15 protein-coding genes are annotated in these 17,447 nt (G+C 72.3%); 12 read left to right on the forward strand and 3 right to left on the reverse strand.

What is annotated here, in order from left to right; genetic code table 11:
- Positions 1-136: 136 nt before the first annotated feature.
- Together IE271_RS25355 and IE271_RS25360 are read right to left on the reverse strand one after the other, a co-directional pair.
- Positions 137-1,366: a DUF349 domain-containing protein gene (locus IE271_RS25355; RefSeq protein ID WP_190192734.1), complete on the reverse strand. Its 1,230-nt coding sequence runs from the start codon at positions 1,364-1,366 to the stop codon at positions 137-139.
- A 132-nt stretch (positions 1,367-1,498) separates the two neighbouring features.
- Positions 1,499-2,338, reverse strand: coding sequence for a peptidylprolyl isomerase (locus tag IE271_RS25360; RefSeq protein ID WP_190192735.1), 840 nt, complete (start codon positions 2,336-2,338; stop codon positions 1,499-1,501).
- A 166-nt stretch (positions 2,339-2,504) separates the two neighbouring features.
- Here IE271_RS25360 and IE271_RS25365 point away from each other — a divergent pair, with 166 nt between their 5' ends.
- The 5 genes from IE271_RS25365 to rpsD all read left to right on the forward strand — a co-directional run bounded on the left by IE271_RS25365 (position 2,505) and on the right by rpsD (position 8,082).
- The gene (locus IE271_RS25365; protein WP_190192736.1) at positions 2,505-3,212 is read left to right on the forward strand and encodes an MBL fold metallo-hydrolase; all 708 of its coding nucleotides are present in this window, start codon (positions 2,505-2,507) and stop codon (positions 3,210-3,212) included.
- A 14-nt stretch (positions 3,213-3,226) separates the two neighbouring features.
- Positions 3,227-4,498: a histidine--tRNA ligase gene (hisS, locus tag IE271_RS25370; protein WP_190192737.1), complete on the forward strand. Its 1,272-nt coding sequence runs from the start codon at positions 3,227-3,229 to the stop codon at positions 4,496-4,498.
- Between the two features lie 589 nt (positions 4,499-5,087).
- Positions 5,088-5,726: a vitamin K epoxide reductase family protein gene (locus IE271_RS25375; protein WP_190192738.1), complete on the forward strand. Its 639-nt coding sequence runs from the start codon at positions 5,088-5,090 to the stop codon at positions 5,724-5,726.
- An 84-nt stretch (positions 5,727-5,810) separates the two neighbouring features.
- The gene (locus IE271_RS25380; RefSeq protein ID WP_190192739.1) at positions 5,811-7,166 is read left to right on the forward strand and encodes a replication-associated recombination protein A; all 1,356 of its coding nucleotides are present in this window, start codon (positions 5,811-5,813) and stop codon (positions 7,164-7,166) included.
- A gap of 301 nt (positions 7,167-7,467) precedes the next feature.
- On the forward strand, positions 7,468-8,082 hold the full coding sequence (rpsD, locus tag IE271_RS25385; RefSeq protein WP_030577314.1) for a 30S ribosomal protein S4: 615 nt from the start codon (positions 7,468-7,470) through the stop codon (positions 8,080-8,082).
- A 31-nt stretch (positions 8,083-8,113) separates the two neighbouring features.
- Here the strand turns inward: rpsD and IE271_RS25390 are convergent, their stop codons facing one another.
- The gene (locus IE271_RS25390; RefSeq protein WP_190192740.1) at positions 8,114-10,315 is read right to left on the reverse strand and encodes an ATP-binding protein; all 2,202 of its coding nucleotides are present in this window, start codon (positions 10,313-10,315) and stop codon (positions 8,114-8,116) included.
- Positions 10,316-10,484: 169 nt separating this feature from the next.
- On the opposite strand from IE271_RS25390, the gene IE271_RS25395 reads away from it, so the two are divergent.
- The 7 genes from IE271_RS25395 to IE271_RS44010 all read left to right on the forward strand — a co-directional run.
- On the forward strand, positions 10,485-10,913 hold the full coding sequence (locus IE271_RS25395; protein WP_190192741.1) for a DUF948 domain-containing protein: 429 nt from the start codon (positions 10,485-10,487) through the stop codon (positions 10,911-10,913).
- Positions 10,914-10,930: 17 nt separating this feature from the next.
- Positions 10,931-11,266, forward strand: a complete 336-nt coding sequence (locus IE271_RS25400; protein ID WP_190192742.1) for a DUF6167 family protein — start codon at positions 10,931-10,933, stop codon at positions 11,264-11,266.
- Positions 11,266-13,938: an alanine--tRNA ligase gene (gene alaS / locus IE271_RS25405; RefSeq protein WP_190192743.1), complete on the forward strand. Its 2,673-nt coding sequence runs from the start codon at positions 11,266-11,268 to the stop codon at positions 13,936-13,938. The genes IE271_RS25400 and alaS overlap by 1 nt, the downstream gene beginning before the upstream one ends.
- Before the next feature lie 11 nt (positions 13,939-13,949).
- The gene (gene ruvX, locus IE271_RS25410; RefSeq protein WP_190192744.1) at positions 13,950-14,414 is read left to right on the forward strand and encodes a Holliday junction resolvase RuvX; all 465 of its coding nucleotides are present in this window, start codon (positions 13,950-13,952) and stop codon (positions 14,412-14,414) included.
- A gap of 123 nt (positions 14,415-14,537) precedes the next feature.
- Positions 14,538-16,271 (forward strand): endolytic transglycosylase MltG, encoded by a 1,734-nt coding sequence (gene mltG / locus IE271_RS25415; RefSeq protein WP_190192745.1) that lies wholly within the window; start codon positions 14,538-14,540, stop codon positions 16,269-16,271.
- Complete coding sequence (locus IE271_RS25420) at positions 16,268-17,110, forward strand: shikimate dehydrogenase (RefSeq protein ID WP_190192746.1); 843 nt, start codon at positions 16,268-16,270, stop codon at positions 17,108-17,110. The genes mltG and IE271_RS25420 overlap by 4 nt, the downstream gene beginning before the upstream one ends.
- Positions 17,111-17,358: 248 nt before the next feature.
- The coding region (locus IE271_RS44010) for a chorismate synthase (RefSeq protein WP_158693198.1) at positions 17,359-17,447 on the forward strand (89 nt) is incomplete at its 3' end.

The raw sequence follows: 17,447 nt of genomic DNA on the forward strand, positions 1-17,447 counted from the left end.
GGGGCTCCGTACGTCGCGTACCGAGCCCCCTTCCGCCGTACGGAGCCCCCTTCCCACAGGGGCGGTGGTGTGAGGAAGGGGCTCCCGTACCGAGTACGGGAGCCCCTTCCTCACACCACGCGGTGGCCGCGGACGCTCAGCCGCCGAACTCCTGCAGGCCCTTCAGGGCCTGGTCCAGGAGCGCCTGGCGGCCCTCGAGCTCCCGCTCCAGCTTCTCGGCCCTGGCGTTGTTGCCCTGGGCGCGGGCCTGCTCGATCTGGCCCCTCAGCTTGTCCACGGCGGCCTGCAGCTGACCGGTCAGACCCGCGGCACGCGCGCGTGCCTCCGGGTTCGTCCGGCGCCACTCGGCCTCCTCGGCCTCCTGGATGGCCCGCTCCACGGCGTGCATCCGGCCCTCGACCTTGGGCCGGGCGTCGCGCGGCACGTGACCGATGGCCTCCCAGCGCTCGTTGATCGAGCGGAACGCCGCCCGCGAGGACTTCAGGTCCGTGACCGGCAGCAGCTTCTCGGCCTCCTGGGCGAGCTCCTCCTTGAGCTTGAGGTTCTCCGCCTGCTCGGCGTCCCGCTCCGCGAAGACCGCGCTGCGGGCGGCGAAGAAGACGTCCTGGGCGCCGCGGAAGCGGTTCCACAGGTCGTCCTCGTGCTCGCGCTGCGCGCGTCCCGCCGCCTTCCAGTCGGCCATCAGCTCGCGGTAGCGCGCCGCCGTGGGGCCCCAGTCGGTCGAGCCGGACAGCGCCTCGGCCTCCGCGACCAGCCGCTCCTTGGTGCGGCGGGCCTCCTCGCGCTGCGCGTCAAGCGACGCGAAGTGCGCCTTGCGGCGCTTGGAGAACGCCGAGCGCGCGTGCGAGAACCGGTGCCACAGCTCGTCGTCCGACTTGCGGTCGAGCCGCGGCAGGCCCTTCCAGGTGTCCACCAGGGCGCGCAGCCGCTCACCGGCGGCCCGCCACTGGTCGGACTGCGCCAGCTCCTCCGCCTCGGCGACCAGCGCCTCCTTGGCGTGCCGCGCCTCGTCGGACTGCTTGGCCCGCTGCGCCTTGCGCTCCTCGCGGCGCGCCTCCACGGTCTCCACCAGCTTGTCGAGCCGGGCCCGCAGCGCGTCCAGGTCACCCACGGCGTGGTGCGCGTCGACCTGCTCGCGCAGATGGCCGATGGCGGCCTGCGCGTCCTTCGCCGACAGGTCGGTGGTCCTCACCCGCCGCTCGAGGAGGCCGATCTCCACGACCAGGCCCTCGTACTTGCGCTCGAAGTAGGCCAGCGCCTCGTCGGGAGAGCCCGCCTGCCAGGAACCGACGACCTGCTCGCCCTCGGCCGTACGCACGTACACGGTGCCCGTCTCGTCGACGCGGCCCCACGGGTCGCTGCTCACAGCGCCTCCTCCACATGATGCCCGCGGGTCTGTGCGCTCCCGGGCATCGTCCACAATTTCGTCACGGCCAACATAGGCGACCGGCGGGGCGGCTGTCCGCATCCCGCGCGACCGAACTTTCCCAGTTGAGGGTCAGGACTTCGTCACGGTGGCCTTGTCGATCACCACGGTCGCGTTGGGGGTGCCGTCCCCCTGCCCCGTGCTCTCGCCGGCGTCCGCGATTTTCTTCAGGACCTTCATACCGGACTCGGAGACGGTCCCGAACGGGGTGTAGTCGGACGGCAGCGGGCTGTCCTGGTAGACGAGGAAGAACTGGCTGCCGCCGGAGTCGCGGCCCTCCTTCGTCTGGGCGTTGTACTGGTTGGCCATCGCCACCGTGCCGGCCGGGTAGACGTCGCCCTTCAGGCTCTTGGCGTCGAGGTTCTCGTCCGGGATGGTGTAGCCGGGTCCGCCCATGCCGGTGCCCTCGGGGTCGCCGCACTGCAGCACGTAGATGCCGGCGGTCGTCAGACGGTGGCACTTGGTGTGGTCGAGGTAGCCCTTGCCGAGCAGGAAGTTGAACGAGTTCACCGTGTGCGGGGCGTTCGCCGCGTCCAGCGCGATGTCTATGTCGCCGCAGGTCGTCTGCAGCTCCATGGTGTACTTCGCGGACTTGTCGATGGTCATCGCCGGCTCCTTCTTGTAGCTCAGCGACTTCACCTTCCCCTTCGCGGCCTTCTCGCAGGGGTCCGGCGCCTTGCTGGTGGCCGACGCGCTCGGGGATGCCTCGGCGGACGCGTTGGCGGACTTGTCGTCGTTCTTGAAGACCCCGGTCGCGTAGGACACCACGCTGCCCACGACGACCACGCCGAGGACCGACGCCACCACCGTGTTGCGGACGCGCGCTCTGCGCCGGGCGGTCGTACGCCGCTGCTGCTGCCGCAAGAACTTCTCCCGGGCGAGCTGACGCCGCCGCTGCTCCTGGCTGACCACCGGGTTCTCTCCTCGTGCGTTGAGTCTGTCAGGTGGGACGCGTGCGTCTGGTGAGCCGATCGCCTGCGTGTGCCCCGTACCGTATATGGGTTCGCTGTGGTTACGGCAGCGCCGGTAGGCTCTGGTCCACAGCCACTCACCCTCGTACGACAACCGAAGGACGATCGTGCTCATTGCCGGGTTCCCCGCCGGGGCCTGGGGGACGAACTGTTATCTCGTCGCCCCCGCCGCCGGTGAGGAGTGCGTGATCATCGACCCGGGCCACCAGGCCGCGCAGGGGGTCGAGGACGCACTCGCCAAGCATCGGCTCAAGCCCGTCGCCGTCGTCCTGACCCACGGCCACATCGACCACGTCGCCTCGGTCGTCCCGGTGTGCGGCGCGCACGGCGTCCCGGCCTGGATCCACCCCGCGGACCGCTACATGATGAGCGACCCGGAGAAGGCCCTCGGCCGGTCCATCGGGATGCCGCTCATGGGCGAGCTGACGGTGGGGGAGCCCGACGACGTCCAGGAGCTGGCCGACGGCTCCCGCCTGGAGCTGGCGGGCCTGGAGTTCTCCGTCGCGCACGCGCCGGGCCATACCAAGGGGTCGGTGACCTTCAGGATGCCGCAGAGCGCGGACGTGCCGTCCGTGTTCTTCTCCGGCGACCTGCTGTTCGCCGGCTCCGTCGGACGCACCGACCTGCCCGGCGGTGACGCGGACGAGCTGCTCGGATCGCTGGCGCGCGTGTGCCTGCCGCTCGACGACTCGACCGTGGTGCTGTCCGGCCACGGCCCCCAGACGACCATCGGCCAGGAGCGCGCCACCAACCCGTACCTGCGGCAGGTGGCCGCCGGCCAGGGAGCGCCCGGCGCTCCCCGACGAGGAATGTGACGAGAGACCTTTTCGTGAGTACCTTCCAGGCCCCCAAGGGCACGTACGACCTGCTGCCGCCCGACTCCGCGAAGTACCTCGCGGTGCGCGAGGCGATCGCCGCGCCGCTGCGCAACTCCGGCTACGGCTACATCGAGACGCCCGGCTTCGAGAACGTGGAGCTGTTCGCGCGCGGCGTCGGCGAGTCCACCGACATCGTCACCAAGGAGATGTACGCCTTCGAGACCAAGGGCGGCGACCGGCTCGCCCTGCGCCCCGAGGGCACGGCCTCCGTGCTGCGCGCCGCGCTGGAGGCCAACCTGCACAAGGCGGGCAACCTCCCGGTCAAGCTCTGGTACTCGGGCTCGTACTACCGCTACGAGCGCCCGCAGAAGGGGCGCTACCGCCACTTCTCGCAGGTCGGCGCCGAGGCGATCGGCGCCGAGGACCCGGCCCTGGACGCCGAGCTGATCATTCTGGCCGACCAGGCGTACCGCTCGCTGGGCCTGCGGAACTTCCGCATCCTGCTCAACTCCCTGGGCGACAAGGAGTGCCGCCCCGTCTACCGGGCCGCGCTCCAGGACTTCCTGCGCGGCCTCGACCTGGACGAGGAGACGCTGCGCCGCGCCGAGATCAACCCGCTGCGGGTCCTCGACGACAAGCGCGACAGCGTGCAGAAGCAGCTGGCCGGCGCGCCGCTGCTGCGCGACTACCTGTGCGACGCGTGCAAGGCGTACCACGAGGAGGTGCGCGGGCTGATCACGGCGGCGGGCGTCTCCTTCGAGGACGACCCCAAGCTGGTGCGCGGCCTGGACTACTACACGCGCACCACCTTCGAGTTCGTGCACGACGGGCTCGGCTCGCAGTCCGCGGTGGGCGGCGGCGGCCGCTACGACGGCCTGTCCGAGATGATCGGCGGCCCCTCGCTGCCGTCGGTCGGCTGGGCGCTCGGCGTGGACCGCACCGTGCTCGCCCTGGAGGCCGAGGGCGTCGAGCCGAAGCTCCCCTCCGCCACCAGCGTGTACGCGGTGCCGCTGGGCGAGGAGGCCCGCCGGGTGCTGTTCGGCGTGGTCACGGAGTTGCGCCGGGTCGGCGTCGCCGCGGACTTCGCGTACGGCGGCAAGGGCCTCAAGGGCGCCATGAAGAACGCCAACCGCAGCGGCGCCCGCTACGCGATCGTCGCGGGCGAGCGCGACCTGGCCGAGGGCGTCCTCCAGCTCAAGGACATGGAGTCCGGCGAGCAGACCTCCGTGGGCGTGACCGAGATCGTCGCGGAGCTGGAAGTGAAGCTGGGGCGGATCGGCTGAGGCCCCGGGACCGCCCGGCGGTCCCGCGGCACGGCGGTACGGACGGCACCGGCGCCCCGGAGGCACCGGTGCCGTCCGCCTTCGTGACGGCCTCCTCCGGATCGCACGGTGTCGGGCGGTAGCGGGAGAAATGCCGCACCGTCCGCCCGGCCGTCAACCCGGCGGGCGCGGATTCGTCCTGCCGGACGACTTCCGCGCGGGAGTGCCGTGTGCGCGGGGCCGCCGCCGGGTCCGCGCCGGGCGCCCGCACCTCGCCCGCGTCCCGCGCCCGGTGTCCTGGAGGATCTTCCCCCGCCGTGGCGCTCCTGCCGCGTCATCAGGCCCGATCAGGCCGAACGCCCCACCCCGCCGGATCTCGGCGGAACCGGTTCCGCCGACGGCGGTCGCGCCCCCGTAGCGCTTGCGCAGCCCCCGTACATCCACGGCGAGGTCGCTCATGTGTGCTGCCCTACGACTGGGCGTCCCGCCCGGACGAGCGTTCCGGGACCGTCGTGCGTACCTCCTTATGTCCATCGAACGGTGGACACGGGTCTGTGTGCGGCACAATGACCGTGCCCACCAGCCCCTTCGACACTACGGAAACGGCGTGATGAGCAAGACGACTGTCAGAAGCGGTGTCTCCGCCGACCAGGAACCCACCCCTGTTCCGCGTGTGCCGGGCGCGAGCCGGGCGCTCGCCCTGCTGCTGGTGATCACGGGCGCCGCCGGGCTGCTGGCCTCCTGGGTCATCACGCTCGACAAGTTCAAGCTCCTGGAGGACCCGGACTTCGTCCCGGGCTGCAGCCTGAACCCGGTCGTGTCCTGCGGCAACATCATGAAGAGCGACCAGGCCGCCGCCTTCGGGTTCCCCAACCCGATGATGGGCCTCGTCGCCTACGGCATCGTGATCTGCGTCGGCATGAGCCTGCTCGGCCGCGCCACGTTCCCGCGCTGGTACTGGCTCACCTTCAACGCGGGCACGCTGTTCGGCGTCGGCTTCGTGACCTGGCTGCAGTTCCAGTCGCTGTACCGCATCAACTCGCTGTGCCTGTGGTGCTGCCTGGCCTGGGTCGCCACGATCGTCATGTTCTGGTACGTGACCTCCTTCAACGTCCGCGCCGGGCACCTGCCCGCGCCGAACGGCCTGAAGAGCTTCTTCGGCGAGTTCACCTGGGTGCTGCCGGTGCTGCACATCGGCGTCATCGGCATGCTGATCCTGACCCGCTGGTGGGACTTCTGGACCGGCTGAGCCGTTCCCCCGACAACGCCTGAGCCGCGGACCTCCGGATCCGCGGCTCAGGCGTTGTCGGAGGCGTGACATAGGGTTTCCCCCGTGGAGCCCGACCTGTTCACCGCCGCGGCCGAAGACCGCCAGGAGAAGGAGCCGTCCAGCAGCCCGCTGGCGGTCAGGATGCGCCCGCGCACGCTCGACGAGGTCGTCGGCCAGCAGCACCTGCTGAAGCCCGGCTCGCCGCTGCGCCGGCTCGTCGGCGAGGCCGGGGGCGGCCCGGCCGGGCCGTCCTCGGTCATCCTGTGGGGCCCGCCCGGCACCGGCAAGACGACCCTGGCGTACGTGGTCTCCAAGGCCACCAACAAGCGGTTCGTCGAGCTGTCGGCGATCACCGCGGGCGTCAAGGAGGTGCGCGCGGTCATCGACGGCGCGCGGCGCGCCACCGGCGGCTACGGCAAGGAGACCGTCCTCTTCCTGGACGAGATCCACCGCTTCAGCAAGGCCCAGCAGGACTCCCTGCTGCCCGCGGTGGAGAACCGCTGGGTGACGCTGATCGCCGCGACCACGGAGAACCCGTACTTCTCGGTGATCTCCCCGCTGCTCTCCCGCTCCCTGCTGCTCACCCTGGAGCCGCTCACCGACGACGACCTGCGCGGTCTGGTCCGGCGCGCGCTCACCGACGAGCGCGGCCTGGCCGGCGCGGTCACGCTGCCCGAGGACGCCGAGGGGCACCTGCTGCGCATCGCGGGCGGCGACGCGCGCCGGGCGCTGACCGCCCTGGAGGCGGGCGCGGGCGCGGCCCTCGCCAAGGGCGAGCAGGAGATCACCCTGGAGACGCTGGAGGACTCGGTCGACCGCGCCGCGGTGAAGTACGACCGGGACGGCGACCAGCACTACGACGTGGCCAGCGCTCTGATCAAGTCGATCCGCGGCTCGGACGTCGACGCGGCGCTGCACTACCTGGCGCGGATGATCGAGGCGGGGGAGGACCCCCGGTTCATCGCCCGGCGGCTGATGATCTCCGCCAGCGAGGACATCGGCCTCGCCGACCCCCACGCGCTGCCCACGGCCGTCGCCGCCGCCCAGGCCGTGGCCATGATCGGTTTCCCCGAGGCGGCGCTCACCCTCAGCCACGCCACGATCGCCCTGGCCCTGGCCCCGAAGTCGAACGCGGCGACGACGGCGATCGGCGCAGCCCTGGAGGACGTGCGCAAGGGCCACGCGGGCCCCGTCCCGCCGCACCTGCGCGACGGCCACTACAAGGGCGCGGCCAAGCTCGGCCACGCGCAGGGGTACGTGTACCCGCACGACCTCCCCGAGGGCATCGCCGCCCAGCAGTACGCCCCGGACGGACTCGCCGACCGCGAGTACTACACCCCGACCCGGCACGGCGCGGAGGCGCGCTACGCGGACGCGGTCGAGTGGACCAGGAAGCACCTCGGCCGGGGGCGGTCCTGAGGACCCTGTAGACTCTCCCGGAGTGCTGCGTCCCGTGTCCGGCTCCGGTCGGCGCCTCAGGCGGGACATCCAGCCGGATCCTTCGATCCAGGAGCGTCGCGCACCGTCGTAGGTGTCGCGGGCAGCCCACCACCACCCGGAGTTCCGGGACCGGTCGGTGGGCCGTTCGTGTGCTGCACGTATGTGCCCAGACCAGGGGAGCGGCTGCCCGGCAGGTCCTTCAGCGGACCCGGCGGGAATCCCCGGCTGCGGATGCGACCTCCCGTAACCCTGAGGCAGCCGATACGGAAAAGGAAAAGAAGTGGCGAACCAGTCCCGCCCCAAGGTCAAGAAGTCGCGTGCCCTCGGCATCGCGCTGACCCCGAAGGCCGTCAAGTACTTCGAGGCCCGCCCCTACCCGCCGGGCGAGCACGGCCGCGGCCGCAAGCAGAACTCGGACTACAAGGTCCGTCTGCTGGAGAAGCAGCGCCTGCGCGCGCAGTACGACGTGTCCGAGCGCCAGCTCGTCCGCGCCTACGAGCGTGCCTCCAAGGTCCAGGGCAAGACCGGTGAGGCCCTGATCATCGAGCTCGAGCGCCGTCTCGACGCGCTGGTCCTGCGTTCGGGCATCGCCCGCACGATCTACCAGGCCCGCCAGATGGTCGTCCACGGCCACATCGAGGTCAACGGCCAGAAGGTCGACAAGCCGTCCTTCCGCGTCAAGCCGGACGACGTCGTCATGGTCCGCGAGCGCAGCCGCCAGAAGCCGCTGTTCGAGGTCGCCCGCGAGGGTGGCTTCGCCGCCGACGGCGAGACCCCGCGCTACCTCCAGGTGAACCTCAAGGCCCTGGCGTTCCGCCTGGACCGCGAGCCGAACCGCAAGGAGATCCCGGTGATCTGCGACGAGCAGCTCGTCGTCGAGTACTACGCCCGCTGATCACTCGGCGGACACGAGGTCCACTCGCGCGTCAGCCCGTCGTCTCCCCGCTCCCCGGAGCGGGCGAGGCGGCGGGCTGCCGCGTGTCCGCGGCGCGGCGCGCGAGCCGCACCGCCTCCCGCACCGCGGGCAGCAGGGCCGCGGTGCGCGAGCGGCCCAGCGCCCTGGCCACCACCGCGTCCCGCTCCAGCAGCCGCCCCGCCCGGAGACGCTCCTCGTAGCGGGCGTCGCCCAGGTCCTCGCGCGCCATGGTCTCGCACAGCCGGTGCGGCGCGTCGAAGAGGGCCGAGCCGAACAGCGGCGGCCCCACCGACGCCCACATCCGGTCCGCCGCCCCCTGCAGCAGCGCCGCCTCGGCCGGATCGCCCTCCGCCGCCGTGACCAGCGCCAGCAGCTCCACCGCGAGCACCGTGCCGAGCAGGTCGCGGAAGGCGTGCCCGACCGCCAGGCCGTCGGCCAGCAGCTCCCGGGCCCGGCCGACCTCCCCCTCCGTCCAGGCCGCGTACGCCAGGACGTACTGCGCGTACGTGAGGCACCAGCGCTCCCCGTGGTCCCCGCAGACGCGGCGCACCTCCTCGCACAGCTCCACCGCGCCGGACAGGTCGCCCCGGAAGGCCAGCGCCATCGCCAGCTCGACCTGGCCCATCAGCACCTGGGTGTTCAGTTCGCCGAGCTCCCGGTAGCGGTCGAGGGCCGAGCGCAGCAGCGTCTCGGCGCGCGGTACGTCGTCCGTGACCAGCGCCAGGCAGCCGGTGCGGTGCTCGGCGTAGGCGAGGGCGGTCGCGTCGTCCGCGCGCTCCGCCTCCTGGCGGCAGCGCAGCAGCGCCGTCAGCGCGGACACCGTGTCGCCCTGCAGGACGGCCACGTGGCCCAGCACCCACAGTGCCTTCAGCCGGGCGGGCTCGTACGGTTCCTGCGGCTCGGGCGGCCCGGACGGCCCGCCGTCCGGGTCCAGGCTCCGGGCCAGCCAGTGCCGCCCCTCGGCCAGCCGCCCGCAGCCGACCCAGTAGAACCACAGGGAGCCCGCGAGCCGCCGGCCCGCGGGCGCCTCGTCCGGCTCGGTCAGGCAGTACTCCAGGGCGTGGCGCAGGTTCGGCAGCTCCGTCTCGACCAGCGCGGCCACCTCGTCCTGGCGCGGCGAGAACCAGTCCAGCTCGCACCAGGTCGCGAGCCCCAGGTACCAGTCCCGGTGGCGGCGCCGCAGCCGCGCGGTGCCGCCGTGCGCCGCCAGCCAGTCCGCGCCGTAGGCCCGCACCGTGTCGAGCATCCGGTAGCGCATGCCCGCGGGGGTCTCCTCGCGCGTGACCACCGACTGGTCCAGCAGGGAGGTCAGGGCGTCGAGCACCTCCTCGGCGGGCAGTCCGTCGCCGCCGCACACGTACTCGGCCGCGTCCAGCTCGAAGCGGCCGGCGAACACCGACAGGCGCGCCCACAGCAGCCGCTCCCGGGGCGCGCACAGCTCGTGGCTCCAGCCGATCGCCGTGCGCAGCGTCCGGTGGCGCGGCAGCGCGTCGCGGCCCCCGCCGGTCAGCAGCCCGAAGCGGTCGTCGAGGCGGGCGAGGAGCAGGGCGGGCGACAGGGTGCGCAGCCGGCCCGCGGCCAGTTCGAGGGCGAGCGGGATGCCGTCGAGCCGCCGGCACAGCTCCAGGACGTCGGCGCGGTGGCCGTCGTGCGCCGCGAAGCCCGGCACCGCCGCGGCCGCCCGCGCCGCGAACAGCTCGGCCGCCTCGGGCTCGGGCAGCGGCGCCAGCGGGACCACCCGCTCGCCCGCCAGGCCCAGCGGTCTGCGGCCCGCGGCCAGCACGCGCAGCCCGGGCGCGTGCCGCAGCAGCTCGCCCAGCAGCGCGGCGCACGCGTCCACCACCTGCTCGAAGCCGTCGACCACGAGCAGCAGCCGGCGTCCGGCGAGGTGGTCGAGCAGCACCCGCCGCGGCGGCCGGGCGGTCCGGTCGGCCGGCTCCAGCGCCCCGGCCAGCGCGTACGCCACGAGGTCGGGGTCGCGCACCGGGGACAGCCCCACGTGCCACACCCCGTCGCGGGGCCGGGTCCGGGCCGCCGCCCGCGCCGCGAGCCGCGACTTGCCCACCCCGCCGACGCCGGTCACCGTCACCAGACGGGCCGCGCCGAGCAGTCCGGCCAGCTCCGCGAGCTCGGCCGTCCGGCCCACGAACGCGTCGAGTTCCAGGGGTAAATTGCCGCGCGCGCCCGCGCCGGGGGGCTGAGTACCTCGCATGGGACACGGAGCGTACTGATCCGTATCCGCTCCGTACAATCGGTTCGCGCGGCTTGGACGGGGGCACCGGTAATGCGGTACGGAGCGGCGGCCCCGGCGCGATAGGCTCGGGAGACGACTTTTTCGATGTTGCGGCACGTCTCGCACGTGTCCAGGGAGCGGGTGCGCAGTGTCCGGTGGAGAGGTGGCCGGGATTCTGGTGGCCGTCTTCTGGGCGATCCTGGTCTCCTTCCTCGCCGTCGCACTGGCGAGGCTGGCCCAGACGCTCAGGGCGACCACCAAGCTCGTCGCGGACGTGACCGAGCAGGCGGTCCCGCTGCTGGCCGACGCCTCCGCGGCGGTGCGCTCCGCGCAGACCCAGATCGACCGGGTCGACGCCATCGCCTCGGACGTCCAGGAGGTCACGTCGAACGCGTCGGCGCTGTCCACCACCGTGGCGTCCACCTTCGGCGGACCGCTGGTCAAGGTCGCGGCGTTCGGCTACGGCGTCCGCAGGGCGCTCGGCGGCCGCCGCGAGGGCGGTTCCGCGGGGCAGGCCGACCGTACCGTCATCGTGGGCCGCACCGTCTCGTCGTCACGGCGGGGCAAACGGAAGTAAGAAGGACTGACGCAGCGATGTTCCGCCGTACGTTCTGGTTCACCGCCGGCGCCGCCGCCGGCGTGTGGGCCACCACCAAGGTCAACCGCAAGATCAAGCAGCTGACCCCCGAGAGTCTCGCCGCCCAGGCCGCGAACAAGGCGGTCGAGGCGGGCCACCGGCTCAAGGACTTCGCGCTCGACGTCCGCGACAACATGGTGCAGCGCGAGGCGGAGCTCGGCGAGGCGCTCGGCATCAACGACCGTCCGGCCGGGGAACTGCCCGCGCGGCGGGTCGCCGCCATCGAGAACCGCACACGACCGAAGTACGTCGAGGGCTCGACGCACTCGAACAACCGGAATGAGGACCACTGATGGAGTCGGCTGAGATCCGCCGCCGCTGGCTGAGCTTCTTCGAGGAGCGCGGGCACACCGTCGTGCCTTCGGCGTCGCTCATCGCGGACGACCCGACTCTGCTGCTGGTCCCCGCGGGCATGGTGCCCTTCAAGCCGTACTTCCTCGGCGAGGTCAAGCCGCCCTTCTCGCGCGCCACCAGCGTGCAGAAGTGCGTGCGCACGCCCGACATCGAGGAGGTCGGCAAGACCACGCGCCACGGCACGTTCTTCCAGATGTGCGGCAACTTCTCCTTCGGCGACTACTTCAAGGAAGGCGCCATCACCTACGCCTGGGAGCTGCTCACCACGCCCCGGGACAAGGGCGGCTACGGGCTCGACCCCGAGCGTCTGTGGATCACCGTCTACCTCGACGACGACGAGGCCGAGGCCATCTGGCGCGACAAGATCGGCGTCCCGGTCGAGCGCATCCAGCGCCTGGGCAAGAAGGACAACTTCTGGTCCATGGGCGTGCCCGGCCCCTGCGGTCCGTGCTCGGAGATCAACTACGACCGCGGCCCGGAGTTCGGCGTCGAGGGCGGCCCGGCCGTCAACGACGAGCGCTACGTGGAGATCTGGAACCTGGTCTTCATGCAGTACGAGCGCGGCCAGGGCATCGGCAAGGAGGACTTCGAGATCCTCGGCGACCTGCCGAGCAAGAACATCGACACGGGCCTCGGTCTGGAGCGTCTCGCCATGATTCTGCAGGACGTGCAGAACATGTACGAGATCGACACCTCGATGGCCGTCATCAGGAAGGCCACCGAGCTGACCGGCGTCGAGTACGGCGCCGCCCACGACTCCGACGTCTCCCTGCGCGTGGTCACCGACCACATGCGCACGTCCGTCATGCTCATCGGCGACGGCGTCACGCCCGGCAACGAGGGCCGCGGCTACGTGCTGCGCCGCATCATGCGCCGCGCCATCCGCAACATGCGCCTGCTCGGCGCCACCGGGCCGGTCGTCAAGGACCTCATCGACACCGTCGTCGAGACGATGGGGCAGCAGTACCCGGAGCTGATCACCGACCGCGAGCGCATCGAGAAGGTCGCCCTCGCCGAGGAGGCCGCCTTCCTCAAGACGCTGAAGGCCGGCACCAACATCCTGGACACCGCCGTCACGGAGACCAAGGCCGCCGGCGGCACCGTCCTCGCCGGCGACAAGGCCTTCCTGCTCCACGACACCTGGGGCTTCCCGATCGACCTCACCCTGGAGATGGCCGCCGAGCAGGGCCTGTCCGTGGACGAGGAGGGCTTCCGCCGCCTGATGAGGGAGCAGCGGGAGCGCGCCAAGGCCGACGCCCTGGCCAAGAAGACCGGCCACGCCGACCTCGGCGCCTACCGCGAGATCGCCGACGCCGCCGGCGCCACCGACTTCATCGGCTACACCGACACCGAGGGCGAGTCCACGGTCGTGGGCATCCTGGTCGACGGCGTCTCCTCGCCGGCCGCCTCCGAGGGCGACGAGGTCGAGATCGTCCTCGACCGCACCCCGTTCTACGCCGAGGGCGGCGGCCAGATCGGCGACACCGGCCGCATCAAGACCGACACGGGCGCCGTGATCGAGGTCCGAGACACCCAGAAGCCGGTCCCGGGCGTCTACGTCCACAAGGGCGTCGTCCAGGTCGGCGAGGTCACCGTGGGCGCCACGGCCGAGGCCGTCATCGACGTGCGCCGCCGCCGGGCCATCGCCCGCGCCCACTCGGCCACGCACCTCACCCACCAGGCGCTGCGCGACGCCCTCGGCCCGACGGCCGCCCAGGCCGGCTCCGAGAACCAGCCCGGCCGCTTCCGCTTCGACTTCGGCTCCCCGTCCGCCGTGCCCACGGCCGTGATGACGGACGTCGAGCAGAAGATCAACGAGGTGCTCTCCTACGAACTCGACGTCCACGCAGAGATCATGGGCATCGAGGAGGCGAAGAAGCAGGGCGCCATCGCCGAGTTCGGCGAGAAGTACGGCGAGCGGGTCCGCGTCGTCACCATCGGCGACTTCTCCAAGGAGCTGTGCGGCGGCACGCACGTGCACAACACCGCCCAGCTCGGTCTGGTGAAGCTGCTGGGCGAGTCCTCCATCGGCTCCGGCGTGCGCCGCATCGAGGCCCTCGTCGGCGTCGACGCCTACAACTTCCTCGCCCGCGAGCACACGGTCGTCGCCCAGCTCCAGGAGCTGGTCAAGGGCCGCCCGGAGGAGCTGCCGGAGAAGATCTCCACCATGCTCGGCAAGCTGAAGGACGCCGAGAAGGAGATCGAGAAGTTCCGCGCGGAGAAGGTGCTCCAGGCCGCCGCCGGGCTCGCCGAGTCCGCCAAGGACGTCCGCGGCGTCGCCCTGGTCACCGGACAGGTGCCGGACGGCACCGCCGCAGACGACCTGCGCAAGCTGGTCCTCGACGTGCGCGGCCGCATCCAGGGCGGCCGGGCCGCCGTCGTCGCCCTGTTCGCCGTGAACAACGGCAAGCCGCTGACGGTCATCGCCACCAACGAGGCCGCCCGCGAGCGCGGCCTCAAGGCCGGTGAGCTGGTCCGCACGGCCGCCAAGACCCTCGGCGGCGGCGGTGGCGGCAAGCCGGACGTCGCCCAGGGCGGCGGCCAGAACCCGGACGCCGTCGGCGAGGCCGTGGCCGCCGTCGAGCGCCAGGTCGCCGAGACGGCGAAGTAGGGGCCGAGGCCATGCGCAGAGGACGTCGGCTCGCGATCGACGTCGGGGACGCCCGGATCGGGGTCGCCTCGTGCGACCCCGACGGGATCCTCGCCACACCGGTCGAGACGGTCCCGGGGCGCGACGCCCCGGCCGCGCGCCGCCGGCTGCGGCAATTGGTACAGGAGTACGAGCCGATCGAGGTGGTGGTCGGGCTCCCGCGCTCCCTCAAGGGGGGCGAGGGCCCGGCCGCGGCCAAGGTCCGCGCCTTCGTCCAGGAGCTGGCCACGGAGATCGCCCCGGTCCCCGTGCGGCTCGTGGACGAGAGGATGACCACAGTGACGGCCGGTCAGGGGCTGCGCGCCGCGGGCGTGAAGTCCAAAAAGGGCCGGTCCGTCATCGACCAGGCGGCCGCTGTGATCATCCTTCAGCAGGCCCTGGAGTCCGAACGGGTGTCAGGCAGTGCCCCCGGCGAAGCCGTCGAAGTGGTCATCTGATCGCAGTACGGTAACGTTCCGCGCGATGCGGCGGCGTTCGAACAGCCACCGCACAGCAGAGAGGCGGACGGACCGCGCCGGGAGCGTGAGGGGGCCGTCCGACCTCGCGGCCCTAGGGGATCGATGACTGAGTATGGCCGGGGCACCAGCTCCGAACCGTGGCATCCCGAGGACCCGTTGTACGGGGACGGCGGATGGGGAGGACAGCAGGCCCCCGGGGGCCAGTCCCCCTACGACGGCCATCCGCAGCACTACGCGCACCAGTCCCAGCACGGTGAGCAGACGCAGTACGCCGACTGGGGCGGCGCCGGCGGACAGGACGGGTACGCCCCCGGTCATCAGGGCGTCCACGGCCACGAATACCAGCAGGGCGGGTACGACCTCACGCAGCAGCAGTACGGCGGCGCCGGCCCCCAGCAGTACACCGACCAGGGTGGGCAGCAGCACATCGGCCACCAGGGCGGCTGGGACACCGGTCAGCAGCACGTCCCCCACCCCGCCGACCCGGTCGACCCGTACGCGGGGCAGGACGCGGCCTACACCGAGCGGCCCGACCTCTACGGCACCCCGGACGCCTATCCGCCGCCGGAGCCGCCCGCCCGCCGCCAGGCCGAGTCCGAGCCGCGCACCGACTGGGACCCCGGGCCCGACCAGGGCGAGCACGCGTTCTTCGCGGGCGACGACGAGGACGACGGCCCCGAGGACGGGCCCGGACGCCGCGGCGACCGCAGGAGCCGCGGCGGCAAGGGCAGGAACGGCGGCAAGGGTAAGAAGAGCCGCAACGGCGTCGCCTGCATGGTCGTGGCCCTGGTGCTCGTCGGCGGTGTCGGCGGTGTCGGCTATGTCGGCTACAAGTTCTACCAGAACCGTTTCGGCGCGGCCCCGGACTACGCGGGCGAGGGCTCGGGCTCGGTGACGGTCACCATCCCCAAGGGCGCGGGCGGCTACGCGATCGGCAACGCCCTGAAGGACGCCGGGGTGGTCAAGAGCGTCGACGCCTTCGTCGCCGCCCAGGCGCAGAACCCCGACGGCAACACCCTCCAGGCGGGCGTCTACACGCTGCGCAGGCAGATGTCGGCGGAGAGCGCCGTGGCCCTGATGCTCAGCCCCAAGAGCCGCAACAACCTGGTCGTCGCCGAGGGCAAGCGCAACGCCGACATCTACAAGATGATCGACAAGCGGCTCGGCGTGAAGGCCGGCACCACCGAGGACGTGGCCAAGGAGGACTGGAAGAGCCTCGGCCTGCCCGAGTGGGCGGACAGCGACAGCGACATCAAGGACCCGCTGGAAGGATTCCTCTACCCCTCCAGCTATCCCGTCTCCAAGGGCATGAAGCCGCAGGACGTGCTCAAGGAGATGATCAACCAGGCCAAGGCCGAGTACGCCTCGCTCGGCCTGGAGGAACAGGCCCAGGAGCTGGGTCTGGAGGACCCGCTGCAGGTCCTGACGGTGGCGAGCCTCGTGCAGGCCGAGGGCAAGTCCAAGGACGACTTCGAGAAGGTCGCCCGGGTCGTCTACAACCGGCTCAAGCCCGACAACACCGAGACCTACGGCCTGCTCGACTTCGACTCCACGGTCAACTACCTGCGCGGCGAGTCCAAGCTCGCCACGGGTTCCGTGGACGACCTGCGCAAGCTCGACGACCCGTACAACACCTACAAGATCAAGGGCCTGCCGCCCGGGCCCATCGGCAACCCCGGCGAGGTCGCGATCAAGGCGGCCCTCAACCCGGCCGACGGCAATTGGTACTACTTCGTCTCGGTCAGCGAGGACGAGACGCTCTTCGCGGAGACCAACGAGGAGCAGAACCGCAACCGCGAGAAGTACCTGGAAGAGCTGAAGAAGAACGGATCATGAACGGTAGCGACAGCCACCGCCGGGCCGCCGTGCTCGGCTCCCCGATCGCGCACTCCCTCTCGCCGGCGCTGCACCGCGCCGCCTACGGGGAGCTGGGGCTCGGCGACTGGTCCTACGACCGGTTCGACGTCGACGAGGCCGGGCTGGCCGGCTTCGTCGAGGGGCTCGGTCCCGAGTGGGCGGGGCTGTCGCTCACCATGCCGCTCAAACGCGCCGTCATCCCGCTGCTCGACGAGGTCGGCGAGACCGCGGCCTCGATCGAGACGGTCAACACCCTGGTGTTCACCGACGACGGGCGGCGCGTCGGCGACAACACCGACGTGCCCGGCATGGTCGCGGCCCTGCGCGAGCACGGCATCGAGCAGGTGGGGTCGGCGGCCGTGCTCGGCGCCGGGGCCACCGCCTCGTCCGCGCTGGCCGCGCTGGCGCGCGTGTGCACCGGCGAGGTCGTCGTGTATGTACGCAGCGCGGCGCGCGCCGCCGAGATGCGCCGGTGGGGCGAGCGGCTCGGCGTCGCGGTGCGCACGGTCGACTGGGCGGACGCCGCCGAGGCGCTGCGCGCGCCCCTGGTGATCGCCACCACCCCGGCCGGTGCCACGGACGACCTCTCCCGCGCCGTCCCCGAGCGGCCCGCCGTGCTCTTCGACGTCCTGTACGAGCCGTGGCCCACCGCGCTCGCGGCCCGCTGGTCGGCGTACGGCGGTGCCGTGGTCAGCGGCCTGGACCTGCTGGTCCACCAGGCGGTGCTCCAGGTCGAGCGGATGACCGGACGCGGCCCCGCCCCCGTGGACGCCATGCGGAAGGCGGGCGAGGCCGCGCTCGCGGCGCGGACCGCCTGAGCCGCCGGACGTCCGCCGCACGGCCCGTCCCCGGCACGGCCCGGTCCCGTCCCCGGCACGGCCCGGTCCCGCCTCCGGCGGCCGGGTCCCGTCCCGCCTGATGGACCTGCGCCCGGCCCACCGGCCCGGACGTGGGAGGATCGACCCAGGCGGGCCAGGGCCGCGCACCCGGCCGCGCCGCCGCCGTACGCGAGGACGCGTGTACACCGAGGCATACGCAGTACCGGGCGCGAGCATGAGGAGCACCGTTGAGCAGGTTGCGCTGGCTGACCGCGGGGGAGTCCCACGGCCCCGCACTCGTCGCGACGCTGGAGGGTCTGCCCGCCGGCGTGCCGAT

Origin of the sequence: Streptomyces minutiscleroticus (genome assembly GCF_014650875.1) — a bacterium.
Classification (GTDB): Bacteria; Actinomycetota; Actinomycetes; order Streptomycetales; family Streptomycetaceae; genus Streptomyces; species Streptomyces minutiscleroticus.